Source organism: Bradyrhizobium sp. USDA 4369 (assembly GCF_054056435.1).
This window is the reverse complement of sequence record NZ_JBSRYH010000001.1, coordinates 3,929,937-3,943,448: the sequence shown is the minus strand read 5'-3', so window position 1 is coordinate 3,943,448 and position 13,512 is coordinate 3,929,937. Positions and strand designations below refer to the sequence as shown.

Genomic DNA, 13,512 nt, shown 5'->3' with positions numbered 1-13,512 from the left:
CCCTGACGCGGCGACTTTTCCGCTTGCGATTCCCGCTCTTGCCGGCGGCTAACTAATAGGTCTCGACGTGGTAGCGCCCCTCGGCGCGCATCTGGCTGCGCAGCTCATGCCAGCGCAGTTCGGAGCCGCGACAGATGTCGTCGAGCGCCGCATCGACGCCCTGCTCCATGCCCTTGAGGCCGCAGACGTAGATATGGGTGGCGGCGGACGCGAGCAGGCCGGAGACGGCCGCCTCCTCGCGCCGCAGAAGATCCTGCACATAGACCTTCTTCTCGCCGGGCACGCGGGAATAGGCGAAATGCTTGCGCAGCAGACTCTCCGGCACCTTCTGCAGCGGCCCGAAATAAGGCAGGTCCTGTGGCCTTCGCGCGCCGAAGAACAGCATCATGCGGCCGGAGGCGCCGGGCATCGCGCGCCGCCGCCATTCGGTGAAGCCGCGGAACGGTGCCGAGCCGGTGCCGGTGCAGATCATGATGATGTTGGCCGCCGGATCGTTCGGCATCAGGAAGGTGGCGCCGAACGGGCCGGTGACCTGCACCTTGTCGCCCTTTTTCAGGTCGCAGATGTAGTTCGAGCATACGCCATGCGGCTCGCGCTTGACCGTGAGCGCGAGGTTGTTGGTGTTGGGCCGCTCGCCATGGCGCGGGCTTGCGATCGAGTAGAGCCGGATCCGATGCGGCTTGCCGTCGGCGTCGAGACCGGGCGGCACGATACCGATCGACTGGCCCTCCAGCACCGGAAACGGCAGGTCGGCGAAATCGAGAATGACGTGATGAACGTCGACGTCGGACTCGTCATGCGTCAGCCGGTAGTTGCCGGTGACGGTGGCGGCCGCCGCGGCGTCGCGGTTGTAGAGGTTGATCGCCGGCTTGGCCGCCGAAGCCGGTGCGACCGACTTGCCGCCGGCACCGGTATGGGCGGCATCGATCAACGCCAGCACCTCGGCATCGACCGCCTCGCCCTCCTCGCCCGACGCGAGCTCCGCCTGTTTCGGCAGCTCGTTCCAGGAGAACTGATCATCGATCGAATAGGCCTGCGCCACGATGCGCCAATTATCGATCGAGCCGGTCGGACAGGGCTGAATGCAATCCATGCAGAAATTGCACTTCGTCGCATCGACAACATAGTTGTTGTTGTCATGCGTGATCGCATCCTCCGGACAGGTCTCCTCGCACGTATTGCAGCGGATGCAGATTTCCGGGTCGATCAGGTGCTGCTTGAGAGGCGCGTTCATGGCTCACACCGCAGGGAAAAGGCGGCCGTCCCACGGAGGATGGGACGGCCTGATGTCGCGAGATCAGGCGGCGATCTGGACGTATTCGAAATCGCCGGGCTTGTTGTCGATGCCGACCTTCGGCGCGGCGATCCAGCTCGCATAGCGGCCGGGCTCGAAGCAGGGCTTCATCAGCGAGGTGATGTACTCGCCGTCGGCCAGCGACGGCAGGTATTGATCGCGGACCTTGGCCCAGTCGGCATCGGACAGGATGATGCCCTTCGGCGACACGTTGACATTGCGGAATTCGCCGATCTTGCGGTGGAACGCGACATGCGGCAGATCGAGCCGGAACTTGATGCCTTCCTTCTCGATGATCTTGTTCCAGCGCTCGACGCCGCGCGCGCAATCCTCCGAATAGTCGTCACGCAGCCGCATGTTCAATGCGGTCAGCGCGGGCTCGTCGACCTTGACGATCTGGCCGTCGACCAGCTTGAGCACCGGATAGGTCGCGTTGGTGAGCTCGTGGTCGTCGTCGATCTTGGTCTCCTGGAAGCGTCCCTTCAGTCCGGCATTGTAGAAATTGGCCGAATTGGTCGAGATCTCCGCGCCGAACAGATCGAGCGTCAGCGAATAATGCAGGTTGAGCTTCTTCTGGATCGTCGGCAGGTCGATGACCCCGAGCGCACGGATCTTCTCGATCGCATAGGGATCCTCGATGCCGGCCGCTTTCATCGCCTCGCAGGTGCGCTGCAGGGTGCGGCCGACGCCGGTCTCGCCGACGAACATGTGGTGCGCTTCCTCGGTCAGCATGAAGCGGCAGGTCCGCGACAGCGGATCGAAGCCGGACTGCGCCAGGCTTTCGAGCTGCATCTTGCCGTCGCGGTCGGTGAAGAAGGTGAACATGAAGAACGACAGCCAGTCCGGCGTCGCCTCGTTGAAGGCCCCGAGCATGCGCGGCGAATCCGCATCGCCCGAGCGGCGGCGCAGCAGTTCGTCCGCCTCGTCGCGGCCGTCGCGGCCGAAATATTTGTGCAACAGATAGACCATGGCCCAGAGGTGCCGGCCCTCCTCGACATTGACCTGGAACAGGTTGCGCATGTCGTAGAGCGATGGCGCGGTGGCCCCGAGATGGCGCTGCTGCTCGACCGAGGCCGGCTCGGTGTCGCCCTGGATCACGATCAGGCGGCGCAACATCGCGCGATATTCACCCGGCACGTCCTGCCAAGCGGGCTCGCCCTTGTGCTTGCCGAAATTCACCTTGCGGCCGTCCTCCTGCGGCGCGAGCAGCACGCCCCAGCGATATTCCGGCATCTTGACGTAATCGAACTTGGCCCATCCCTTCGGATCGACGGAGACGGCGGTGCGGAGATAGACCCGCGACTCCTGGAAGCCGATCGGTCCCATGTCCTTCCACCAGTCGATGTAGCCGGGGTGCCAGCCTTCGAGCGCGCGCAGCACCGTGCGGTCCTCGGCGAGCCCGACATTGTTGGGAATCCGCGTCGAGTAGTCGACATTCATGGTGTCCAGCATGGTTCCTCTCCCTCTCCGATATTGTCAAACCGCGCGCGTCAGACGCGCCTCAGATCGTAGGTCGGGCGCTGCCCGGTGCCGTAGCGTGCCAGCGCGCCCTCCTCGCCGACCGCATTGGGCCGCTGGAAGATCCAGTTCTGCCAGGCGGTGAGCCGCGCGAAGATCTTGGATTCCATCGTCTCGGGCCCGGCGAAGCGCAGATTGGCTTCAAGACCGGTCATCGCATCGGGCGAGAAGCTCGCGCGTTCTTCGAGGAACACACGCACCTCGTCCGCCCAGTCGATGTCGTCCAATGCAAAGGTCACGAGCCCCAGCGCCTCGGCCTCGTCGGCGTCCAGCGCCGTTGCGATCTTGGCTTCGAGCTGCGCCGGCTTGTCGGGCGTGGCCAGGAAGCGCGACTGCAAACGGGTGAGGCCATGCGACATCGGGTAGGCGCTGAAATTGGCGCGCGTCAGCTCGATCGTCGCCGCCGGGCGATTGTCGCCCTGGAACTGGCCGAGCAGCATGTAGCTGCGGTCGGCGGCGAAGGCGAGCTCGGCGAGCGTGCCGACGAAGCAGGAGCCGGGCTCGATCAGCGCCACCAGGGTCCGCGAGGTCACATCGATGCGCTTCAGGACGCGCTTCCAGTAATGGCGGATCTCGTGGATGAACCAATTGTCGCGATGCGCTTCGAGCAGATCATCATAGGCGCGGACGACCTCGGGATCGCCCTCGGTCTTGAAGATGACTGTTCCGATCTCATAGGCATTGTTGCGCAGATGAAGAATGGCGTCGTCGAGCTCGCGGGCGCATTGCAGCGGCCAGAACGCAGCTCCGAGCGCCACGATCTCCGCGGCGGACTTGGCTGGCGCCGCCTCGGCCACGCGAACCGTGATGGTCGCCAACCGCTGCTCCGCCTCGATGTCGAGCCGGACGAAGCCGTAATCGATGCCGTCGGCGCGGAATTTGCGGTCGAGCGGCGTGAGCTTCACGCCCTCGGCGGGACCGCTGCGCGGCGACTTCGTCGCCAGATCGGACGCCGTCGCCTTGACGCGCTCTTCGAGCTTCGACGGAGGCACCAATTCGTCGATCAGGCGCCATTGCACAGCGCGGCGCCCCTTGATCCCCTCCTCGATGGTGCAGAACACGTCGGCGTGGTCGCGGCGCACCATGCGCTTGTCGACGACGCGCGTCAGGCCTCCGGTGCCCGGCAGCACGGCGAGCAGCGGCACCTCCGGCAGCGACACCGCGGTCGAGCCGTCATCGACCATCATGATGTGGTCGGTCGCCAGCGCCAGCTCATAGCCGCCACCGGCGGCCGTGCCATTCACCACCGTGACGAAGCGCTGGCCGGAATATTGGCTCGCATCCTCCATCGCGTTGCGCGTCTCATTGGTGAACTTGCAGAAGTTGACCTTGTGCGGATGTTCCGAACCGGCCAGCATGCGGATGTTGGCGCCCGCGCAGAACACGCGGTCCTTGGCCGAGCGCAGCAGCACGACCTTGACGTTGGGATGCTCGAAGCGGAGCCGCATCAACGCGTCGGCAAGCTCGATGTCGACGCCGAGATCGTAGGAGTTCAGCTTGAGCTGATAGCCCTCGAACAGCCCGGCATTCTCGTCGACATCCATCGCGAGCGTCGCGGTCTCGCCCTGGACCGACAGCTTCCAGTGGCGGTAGCGCGACGGTTCCGTCTGGAAATCGATGAACGCTTTTCCGTTTGCGAGCTTCCGCGGTGCGCCAGCCATGGCCGTTTCCCCTGCATGATTTTGCATGTCTGAGCGCTCTTATAGTGCATTATTTTGCATTGTCTAGTTCTAATCTGCGCGAATATGCAAAATAACGCAAAGTTTTCGATCGACGAGCTTGCGACTATGTATTATTATGCATTTTCATGAGTAGGATCAGACCCCTTCAGCGCCGCTCGGCGCCGCCGCTGGACCAGCGCCAGGACAGCTTCCCCGCTGCAGGCGAGGCGATCCCCGATCGGTTCCTCAGCGAACTCGGCGCGCGCGTGCGCACAATGCGCGCGGTGCGAGGGATGTCCCGCAAGGTGCTGGCCCAGACCTCCGGCGTGTCAGAGCGCTACATCGCCCAGCTCGAAAGTGGCCAGGGCAATGTCTCGATCATGCTGCTGCGCCGGCTCGCCGAGGTCGCCGGCGTCCAGCTCGAGGATCTCGTCGCCGATCCCGCCGGCAGGCCGAAGGATTGGGTGCTGATCCGCGAACTGCTGATGCAGGCGCCGCCGGTCGTGATCGACGACGTCAAGGCGCTGCTGACGGGCCGCCCGCCCGATAGGCCAGCCCAAGCTGCCACCATCCAGGTCGATCGCGTCGCGCTGATCGGCCTGCGCGGCGCCGGCAAATCGACGCTCGGACGATTGCTGGCCGAGCAGCTCGGCTGGCGCTTTGTCGAGCTCAACCGCGAAATCGAGCGGGACGCCGGCTTCTCCGTCAGCGAGGTGTTCTCGCTCTACGGCCAGGACGCCTATCGGCGGTTCGAGCAGGCCGCACTGGCGCGCATCGTCGCCGAACCCGGGCCCATGGTGCTCGCCGTCGGCGGCGGCATCGTGTCGGATCCCGTCACCTTCGAGCGCCTGCTCGCCGAGTATTTCTGTATCTGGGTCAAGGCCAGCCCGACCGAGCACATGGAGCGGGTCCGCGCCCAGGGCGATGTCCGGCCGATGGCCGACGATAGCAGCGCGATGAGCGAGCTCGTCACCATCCTGAAAAGCCGCGAGGCCCTGTACGCGCGGGCCCGCGCCTCGCTCGACACATCGGGCGCCCGCATCGAGGACTCGGTGCAGGCGTTGCTTCGGATGGTCCGCAATTATTGTGCTGCCGGCTGCCCCTATGTGGCCCGCAATCGCATCGCGGCAGCGGGCGCGAACGGGCCGGTGTGCGAGGCGGCCGCGGAGCGCTAAGTCAGGCGTTTCCGTGGAAACGCAGCATGATTAGACGATGCCGAGCTTCGCGACGCTGTCGACCAGATCGCGCGTGCTTTCGTCCGGAGTCCGGCCGCTGGTATCCACCATGAGCTCCGCCTGCGCGTAGAGCTCTTCGCGGCTCGCGAGGATCGACTTCAGCTCGTCCATCGCCTGCGGATTGCCGCTCATCGGACGCAGGTCGCCCTGGGCGCGGACCCGCTCCATGTGCTCGTCGGCGCGGGCCTTGAGCCAGATCGTATGGAAGTGCCGCAGCAGGAACGCGAAGGTCTCGGGCTCCGCCACGATGCCGCCGGCCACCGCCAGTACGACCTCGTCGGAGGTCGCCACGACACGCTCGAGCGCGCGCCGCTCCAGATGGCGATATCCCTCCTGGCCATACAGCGCCAAGACCTCGTTGACGGGGATGCCGCTGACCTCCTCGATCTCCCTGTTCAACTCGACGAAGGGCAGCGCCAGCGCCTGGCCGAGACGCTTCCCCAATGTCGTCTTGCCGGCGCCGCGCAGACCGATCAGGCATAGCCGCTTCTGCCGGAGCTGCGCCGGCTGGCTCGGATCGAGGATCCGCATCACCTGCCGGCGCTGCTCGCGATTGGCTTCCCGAAACAGCTCGGCGCAGCGGACCACCTCGGAGGTCCAGGGATCGTCGGATCCCACGAGCCATTCCATGCGGTGATCGAGCGCTTCGGAAATCCGCCACAACAGCGCAATCGAGATGTTGCCGCTTCCGCTCTCGAGCTGAGCCAGGTAGCGCAGCGACACACGCGACAATTCGGCCAGCTTGTTCCGGGAGATGCCGCGGCGCTCGCGCGCCCTCCGCACCCGCTCTCCGACCAACGACAAGAATGCAGCCGCACGTCCGGACGTATCGGGGGACTTGTCGTCGGGGCTATCCACCGTTCCTCGGCTCGAGACGTCAGCAATCGCTGCGACACTAAGCCTTTATCTCGCCGATGTGAACCTTGCAGCAGCGCGCGGCGCCCGTCCTCAACAAGCGCGGTTCAGACGTGATCCTCCGCCACCCCACCGAGGTGCGGCGGAACCATCACTGTCGGGCGGATCACGAGGCCTTCGGCCTCGTCAGTGTCCGGCCGTCCTCCTGCGATTGCCGAAAGACCAGATAGTCGCTCGCGCAGCGGCCGGCCGCCTCCATCTGCGGGACATGCCCAACATTCTTCAGCAGGATCGAACGCGAGTTGGGGATCAGGCGCTTGAACGTCCGCAACGCTGCCGGCGGAACAAGCCGATCGGAATCCCCGAAGACGATGAGGGTCGGGGCCGTGATGTTGGGAAGCCGCCGTTCGAGATTGTAGCCGGAAATGTCCTGCATGATCCGGGCAAAAATGCGGGTATGGAGCGCATAGTTCGCCGCGGCGCGGCGCCCCAGGGCTTGCCAGACACAATACGGAAGCTTCGGCAGCTTGAACATCGCGAGGTGCATGACGCCGCGAAGCTCCGACGGTGTGCGACAACACAGGACGTACTCACCGCGCTTGAACGCCTCCATCGGCAGCGAATGATCGAGCTCAGACGTCCCCGCGGCGGAGATCAGCCACAGGCTCTCGACCATTTCCGGGCTGGATGCGGCCAACCCGGCACTGATCCAGCCTCCCATGGAGTGGCCGCCCAGATGCACTCGCTGCAGGCCAAGGGCTTTGATGATCTCGCGGAGATTGTCGACCTGAGCCGAGATGCCGTAGTCGGCCCGCTCCGGCTTGTCGCTGTCGCCAAACCCTGGGAGATCCGGAAGGATGACGCGGAAATGCCCCGTCAGCTTGCCGGCGACGTCGAGCATCGTGCCGCGATCGACGCCCATCCCGTGAAGCAGAACGAGCGGTTCCCCGCTGCCGGCCTCCCAATATGCGATGTTGACCCCGCGTATGCTCAGCCGCTTGTCGGCAAATCCCATGATCCTCAGACGCAATGCGAGGAGCTGTCTGGCGGTGAATTCGGGGACAATGAAATTAAGAAACGCGATGACAAGCAAAATCCCCGCGACGGCGGCAACGAAGACAACGATGAGCAATCTATCCTCCTGAATGGATCATGGTGTTGTAATCGCCGGCCCGGCAGCAGCGTGAATGACGATCTCGTCAGCTCGTCATTCACGCGATGGACTGCAGCCGGGCCCGATGGCACCGCGCCGAAGATGACGATCCGATCAGCTCATGCGCACGATCGGCTTGATGGTCTTGCCCGTCTCGGAGTCGTGGATGGCCTCGTTGATCTGGTCGAGGCTGTAGAACTTCACCAGCCGGTCGAACGGGAAGCGTCCTTGCGCGTTCAGCTCCGCCAGCATCGGGATGAAGACCTCCGGCACGCTCTCACCTTCCACGATGCCCATCAGGCGGCGGCCGCCGCTCATGAAGTGCACCTCATCGAGCGTGATTTCAGTTCCCATCGCCGAAGCGCCGAGAATGCCGCACGTGCCCATCGGCGCCAGGCTCATCACAGCTCCCCGGATGACTGCGGCGATGCCGGTCGTATCCAGCGCGAAGTTGACGCCGTAGCCGGTGATCTTCATGATCTCTTCGGTCGCGTCGACCCCGGTCGGATTGATGGTGTGGGTGGCGCCGAGCTCGCGGGCCATGGCCAGGCGATCGTCATTGGTGTCGACAGCGACGATCGTCGCCGCGCCCACCACCCGCGCCGCCATCAGTGCCGACAGACCGACCGAGCCCGCCCCGAACACGGCAAAGGATCTTCCGGCCGTGACCTTCAGCGCGTTCATCACGGCCCCGGCGCCGGTCTGGATGCCGCATGCCAGCGGCCCCAGCAATTCGAGATCGAACTTCGCATCGACCTTCACTACATTGGCCTCGTGGCAGATGGCGTGGCAGGCGAACGACGACTGGCCGAAGAAGTTGCCGTTCACGCGCTCGCCCTGCTTGGAAAGGGCACTCGTGCCATCGGCACGGGCAGCAAAGAAATTGCGCGGAAAGAACTCGTGGCAATAGCTCACATGATGGTCCTGACAGCTCGGGCAGCGGCCGCAGGAGTTGAAGGTCATGACGACGTGATCACCGACATCGACCTTGGAGATCGCGCGGCCGACCTTGGTCACGATGCCGGCGCCTTCATGGCCGAGCACCACGGGCAGCGGCGTCGGCAGCATGCCGTCGCGGACGACCAGGTCGGTGTGGCACACCCCGGTGGCCACGACCTTGATGAGAATTTCGTTGTCGCGGGGATCTTCGATGTCGAGCGCTTCGATGCTCAGGGGACCGCCCTGAACGCGGGCGACGGCGGCTTTGATCTGCATGATGGACTCCAGGACAGGAAACGGGATGCATCTCGCCAGCCGGTCCTGAATGCTCCCGGACCGGTTGCGGATTGTTCAGGGTCAGAACGGATAGGCCGAGGCCTGCGCCTTGGTGGAAATCCACTGCCATTGCGTGAATTCCTCGATGTCGGCGGGCCCGCCGATCCGACTGCCATTGCCGGACTTGCCGCGGCCGCCGAAGGGCGCAAACGGACCGCCATTCACCGTCTGATCATTGATATGGAGCTGGCCCACATTGAGCTGCTCGCCGATCGCCATGGCGCGTCCGAGATCCGACGAGATCACGCCCGCTGCCAGCCCGTAGTCGGATGCGTTGGCGAGCGCGACGGCCTCCGGGTCGGAGGAGAACGGGACGACGCACGCGACCGGACCGAAGATCTCCTCTTCGAAGGCCAGCATGCCCGGCTTCACGCCTGCCAGCACGGTCGCCGCGTAGAATCGTCCCTGATGGGTGCCGCCGGCCAGCAGCTTAGCTCCCTTGGCGACGGCGTCGTCGACGATCTTCTGGATCGACGCGACCTGATTGTCGCTGATGATGGGACCGAGCGCGACCTGTCCCGTGGACGGGTCACCGACGGGCAGGTGCGCCGCCTTGGAGACCAGCCGCTCCGTCAACGCATCCGCAACGCTGTGATGGGCGAGGATGAGGCCCGTCGCCATGCAGATCTGTCCCTGGTGTAGGAAGGCTCCCCAGGCGGCGTTCGACGCGGCGATATCCAGGTCGGCGTCATCGAGCACGACGAGCGCATTCTTGCCGCCCAGTTCGAGCTGCAACTTCTTGAGATGACGTCCTGCCACTTCACCGACTTTGGCGCCGGCGACGGCCGAGCCCGTGAAGGAGATCATGGCGATGTTCGGATCCCTGCACATCGCCTCGCCGGCCTCGGCCCCGCCAGGCACGACCTGCAGCACGCCTTTCGGAAGTCCCGCATCTTCGAAAATGCGGGCGATGATGATGCCGCCGGCGATGGGCGTGCGCGGATCCGGCTTGTGCACCACCGCGTTGCCGCATGCGAGCGCGGCCGCGATGGCGCGCACCGACAGCACCAGAGGGAAGTTGAAGGGAGAGATGACGCCGACCACGCCATGCGGCACGCGCCGCGCATGATTGATACGGCCGTCCATGGCCGGCAACATCACCCCCATGGGCTGCGTCGCCAGCGTCGCCGCATGACGAATGAACAGCGCGCCGTGCTCGATCTCGATCCCGGCCTTGGGCTGGATCGAGCCGGATTCGCGCATGATCCAAGGAATGAGCTCAGCGCTGTTGGCCTCAAGCAGGTCCGCGGCCTTGTTGAGAATGCGGGCTCGCTCGGCGGGCAGCGTCCTGGCCCAGGCCAGCTGGGCAGCGCGCGCCTGCTGCGCCGCGCGGGCAATGTCGTCCGCGCCGCCGACGCCGACCATGGCGATCACGGCGTCCGTTGCCGGATCGCGGACGTCGATGACGCCCGCGGATGTCCCGGCCCAGTCGGCAAAGAACGCCCGGCCTTCCCAGCGGCCCGCATCAAGAAAGGTGTCAGTCTGAATGCTCAACGTCCCATCCTCCGTTAGCTCGCGAACGACCATGGGGTACGCGAGAACGGAGAGGGCGGAGCTGTTCAACCAGGCACAACGTCGGTTCGACGCCGCGCCGGTGCCATCGCCTGGCCCGAGCCTCTGACTTCCTCCCGCGTCCGCTGTCGTCGCAGATCGCAAAACGTATTTGGCAAGGACCGTGCCAGGCCGCCGGGACTCTGTGGCGCACGTCGCCAAAACCGAAATTCTTTTCTTATCTTCAAAGGCTTCCCGGCACGCTTTCGCGGACACCAGGGCCTGGTTGCCTCAGCCGGGGATTCATGAAAACATGAATCCAGAGTTGGGATGATTAAGAAAACGATGAAACTTTAGATGGCGGGAAGGCGTCAGGATCGGAAGATCTCACTCGCGGAAGCCGCTCAACACCAGGGGCGCCGGCCGGACCGAGGCACCAGCCGCGCGCTTGAAGACGGCGCCAGTCCGACGCTGCGGGACCTGACCGAGGTGCTGCATTTTGCGCTCGGCGATGGTCGCATCTGGCTGAACGATCAACGCATGGTGTTGATGCAGTCGCTGGTGCTCGGACGCCTTCGCGCCGAGATCATCGATGCGTTCGGCTTCGAAACGGCGCGCGCCATCTTCATGCGGGTGGGCTTCATGCAAGGCGTCCGCGACGCCGAACTGATCAGCCAACGATTTCCGCAGGACGACCTGACCCGCGCGCTTGCGGCCGGTCCTCGCGTTCATACGCTGGAAGGTTTCGTCAAGGTGACGACGAAGCATTTCGAATTCGATCGGACCAAGGGCACCTATTACGGCGAATTCCACTGGGACGATTCCTCCGAGGCCGCCGAGCATGTTGCGGGCTACGGACTGGCGTCCGAACCGGTGTGCTGGATGCAGACCGGCTATCCCTCGGGCTACACGTCCAAGCTGCTCGGCCGCACCGTCATCTTTCGCGAGATGGAATGTGCCGGGATGGGTGCGCCGCGCTGCCTTGTAGTCGGGCGGGAGGCGGAGGCGTGGGGCAAGGACGCTCCCGAGCGCGAATATCTCGGACTCGAGTGGCGCGCACGCCGTCGATCCCCGGCGCCACCCCGAGCTCCGTCCCGGGCAACTCGGCCGGCGTCGGCAACGGATGGCGGCGTCGCGGTGGGCGTGTCGACAGGCTTTCTGCGCACACGGCTGATGATGGAAAAGGTGGCGCCGACCGACGCCACGGTGCTCGTCATCGGAGAATCCGGCGTCGGCAAGGAACTGTTTGCGAACCAGCTCCACGACATGAGCACCCGGCGAAGCGGTCCCTTCATCCCGATCAACTGTGCGGCAATCCCCGAAACACTCGTGGAATCGGAATTGTTCGGAGTCGAACGCGGCGCCTTCACCGGCGCAATTGCGTCCCGGCCCGGCTATTTCGAGCGCGCCTCGGGCGGCACGCTGTTTCTCGACGAGATCTCCTCGCTTGCCTATTCCGCGCAAGGCAAGCTGCTGCGTGCACTGCAGGAGCGCAAGATCGAGCGGGTCGGCGGAGGCAAGACGATCCCGGTCAATGTGCGCGTCGTGGCCGCGGCGAATGTGGATTTATCCGAGGAGGTTCAGGCCGGACGCTTCCGCCAGGATCTGTATTTCCGGCTCAGCGTGTTTCCGATCCTGATTCCGCCCCTGCGCGAGCGTCGCGACGACATTCCGCTTCTGATGTCGCATTTCCTGCGGCTGTTCAACGCGAAGCACGGGCGCAAGGTCCTCGGCTTCACCAGGGCTGCGACCGACGCGTTGCTCGGCTACGGCTTTCCGGGCAATATCCGTGAATTGCAGAACCTCGTCGAACGCGGTGTCATCTTCGCCGATGACGAGCGGCAGATCGACCAGCATCATCTTTTCATCGGCAATGAGCGCCTGTCATCGGCATTGCGGCTGACCGACATGGGACGCGTCGAGCAGGTTCCCGAGTCCGCAGCCGACGCGGGGCGGCGTCAGCCGTCGTCGCCAGGATCGGAGGTGGAGGCGCTCCGCCACGCGGAGCACGCGCTCTATGCGAGAGCGCTCGCCGCGGCCGACGGCAACGTCTCAGCTGCGGCACGCGCGCTCGGAATGAGTCGTGCCAAGCTCGAATATCGTCTCAGAAAACAGCGGTGAACAGCAATCGCCTGCGGATCAAAGCCCCTTGAGCTCGGCGAGCGATCCCGGCGTGATCCACCAGTCGTTCACTACGAGCGGCGGGTCTTTCTCCGGAGCGGCGTTGTCGAAACCTGCGACGGCAAGCCGCCTTCAATGTCACGACAAAACAGCGGCGAGAGAGCGGAGGCCTGCGCCCACCACGCCGCCAACTGTGCGTCGCCGTCCGGATCGCCGCGCCCTGCGCACGGAAAGATCTCGATCCCGCAGATCGTATCTGCTCGATATCCGCCTGGCGACCGTGCGATCTTGACCACCCGCCCCTGCCTGTCCGGCCGCGTCAATGGCACCAGGAGACGACCGGTCCGGCCGAGCGAATCGATCCACGATTGATGTGGATAGCCGAACCCGGCGTGGACGACGACGACATCGGCCGGCCCGGGTATCGCCTCGAACCCGTCGCCATGCACGACCTCGACATTTCGCCAATCGCGCAGATTGGCTTCGGCGCGCGCGACGAACGCCTCTTCACAGTCGATCGCAACGACCGTTCCGCGCGTGCCGACCAGCTCGGACAATATCGCTGCGTAGTAGCCCAGCCCACATCCGATCTGTACGACGCGCTCGCCTTCCTTGATGTCGAGCACGTCGAACACATGCGCCCACAGGCTCGGCAGCCCCGTATCGAGCTGGCGGCTCTCATCGATGGCGACGAGCACATCCGAATACAGATGGATCGGATCCGCGCTTTGCGTACTCCAATAGTCGCGCACCGTGCCGCTCCGGATACGCCACGGTCCCTGGTCCAGAAAGCGCTCGCGCGGAACGGTGGCCAAGGCCTGCACCAAGCGCGGCGATGTGATCTTCTCGTTGCGCGCAATATCATCGGCGTAACGCCGGCGGGCCGCCGCAACATCGCTCATCGAGCCG

Annotated in this window: 10 protein-coding genes; 2 read left to right on the top strand and 8 right to left on the bottom strand. The window is 64.8% G+C overall.

What is annotated here, in order from left to right; genetic code table 11:
- Window positions 1-52 precede the first annotated feature (52 nt).
- From boxA to boxC, 3 genes are all read right to left on the bottom strand, one after another.
- Entirely contained in the window at window positions 53-1,234 is a 1,182-nt protein-coding gene (boxA, locus tag ACVIJ6_RS17785) for a benzoyl-CoA 2,3-epoxidase subunit BoxA (protein ID WP_456773733.1), read from the bottom strand.
- Between the two features lie 63 nt (window positions 1,235-1,297).
- Window positions 1,298-2,734 (bottom strand): benzoyl-CoA 2,3-epoxidase subunit BoxB, encoded by a 1,437-nt coding sequence (boxB, locus tag ACVIJ6_RS17780; protein ID WP_456777014.1) that lies wholly within the window; start codon window positions 2,732-2,734, stop codon window positions 1,298-1,300.
- A 50-nt stretch (window positions 2,735-2,784) separates the two neighbouring features.
- Window positions 2,785-4,473 (bottom strand): 2,3-epoxybenzoyl-CoA dihydrolase, encoded by a 1,689-nt coding sequence (boxC, locus tag ACVIJ6_RS17775; RefSeq protein ID WP_456773732.1) that lies wholly within the window; start codon window positions 4,471-4,473, stop codon window positions 2,785-2,787.
- A 146-nt stretch (window positions 4,474-4,619) separates the two neighbouring features.
- Here boxC and ACVIJ6_RS17770 point away from each other — a divergent pair, with 146 nt between their 5' ends.
- Entirely contained in the window at window positions 4,620-5,648 is a 1,029-nt protein-coding gene (locus tag ACVIJ6_RS17770) for a helix-turn-helix transcriptional regulator (protein ID WP_456773731.1), read from the top strand.
- 30 nt (window positions 5,649-5,678) lie between these two features.
- On the opposite strand, the gene ACVIJ6_RS17765 is transcribed toward ACVIJ6_RS17770, so the two are convergent.
- From ACVIJ6_RS17765 to ACVIJ6_RS17750, 4 genes are all read right to left on the bottom strand, one after another.
- Window positions 5,679-6,566: a helix-turn-helix transcriptional regulator gene (locus ACVIJ6_RS17765; RefSeq protein ID WP_456773730.1), complete on the bottom strand. Its 888-nt coding sequence runs from the start codon at window positions 6,564-6,566 to the stop codon at window positions 5,679-5,681.
- Window positions 6,567-6,729: 163 nt separating this feature from the next.
- Window positions 6,730-7,695 carry an alpha/beta fold hydrolase gene (locus tag ACVIJ6_RS17760; protein WP_456773729.1) on the bottom strand — a complete coding sequence of 322 codons (966 nt, stop codon included), beginning with the start codon at window positions 7,693-7,695 and terminating at the stop codon, window positions 6,730-6,732.
- A gap of 135 nt (window positions 7,696-7,830) precedes the next feature.
- Window positions 7,831-8,931 carry an NAD(P)-dependent alcohol dehydrogenase gene (locus tag ACVIJ6_RS17755; protein WP_456773728.1) on the bottom strand — a complete coding sequence of 367 codons (1,101 nt, stop codon included), beginning with the start codon at window positions 8,929-8,931 and terminating at the stop codon, window positions 7,831-7,833.
- A gap of 81 nt (window positions 8,932-9,012) precedes the next feature.
- Window positions 9,013-10,758: a benzaldehyde dehydrogenase gene (locus tag ACVIJ6_RS17750; RefSeq protein ID WP_456773727.1), complete on the bottom strand. Its 1,746-nt coding sequence runs from the start codon at window positions 10,756-10,758 to the stop codon at window positions 9,013-9,015.
- A gap of 81 nt (window positions 10,759-10,839) precedes the next feature.
- Here ACVIJ6_RS17750 and ACVIJ6_RS17745 point away from each other — a divergent pair, with 81 nt between their 5' ends.
- A complete protein-coding gene (locus tag ACVIJ6_RS17745) occupies window positions 10,840-12,603 on the top strand; it encodes a sigma 54-interacting transcriptional regulator (protein ID WP_456773726.1) in 1,764 nt (587 codons plus the stop codon).
- Window positions 12,604-12,674: 71 nt separating this feature from the next.
- Here ACVIJ6_RS17745 and ACVIJ6_RS17740 read toward each other — a convergent pair whose 3' ends face one another.
- The gene (locus ACVIJ6_RS17740; protein WP_456773725.1) at window positions 12,675-13,505 is read right to left on the bottom strand and encodes a protein-L-isoaspartate O-methyltransferase family protein; all 831 of its coding nucleotides are present in this window, start codon (window positions 13,503-13,505) and stop codon (window positions 12,675-12,677) included.
- Window positions 13,506-13,512: the final 7 nt, after the last annotated feature.

What these genes read in the sequence shown, in the direction of transcription:
- ACVIJ6_RS17755 (WP_456773728.1), bottom strand. Translation starts at nt 8,931, where the DNA reads ATGCAGATCAAAGCCGCCGTCGCCCGCGTTCAGGGCGGTCCCCTGAGC.
- ACVIJ6_RS17740 (WP_456773725.1), bottom strand. Translation starts at nt 13,505, where the DNA reads ATGAGCGATGTTGCGGCGGCCCGCCGGCGTTACGCCGATGATATTGCG.
- ACVIJ6_RS17745 (WP_456773726.1), top strand. Translation starts at nt 10,840, where the DNA reads ATGGCGGGAAGGCGTCAGGATCGGAAGATCTCACTCGCGGAAGCCGCT.
- boxA (WP_456773733.1), bottom strand. Translation starts at nt 1,234, where the DNA reads ATGAACGCGCCTCTCAAGCAGCACCTGATCGACCCGGAAATCTGCATC.
- ACVIJ6_RS17770 (WP_456773731.1), top strand. Translation starts at nt 4,620, where the DNA reads ATGAGTAGGATCAGACCCCTTCAGCGCCGCTCGGCGCCGCCGCTGGAC.
- boxC (WP_456773732.1), bottom strand. Translation starts at nt 4,473, where the DNA reads ATGGCTGGCGCACCGCGGAAGCTCGCAAACGGAAAAGCGTTCATCGAT.
- boxB (WP_456777014.1), bottom strand. Translation starts at nt 2,734, where the DNA reads ATGAATGTCGACTACTCGACGCGGATTCCCAACAATGTCGGGCTCGCC.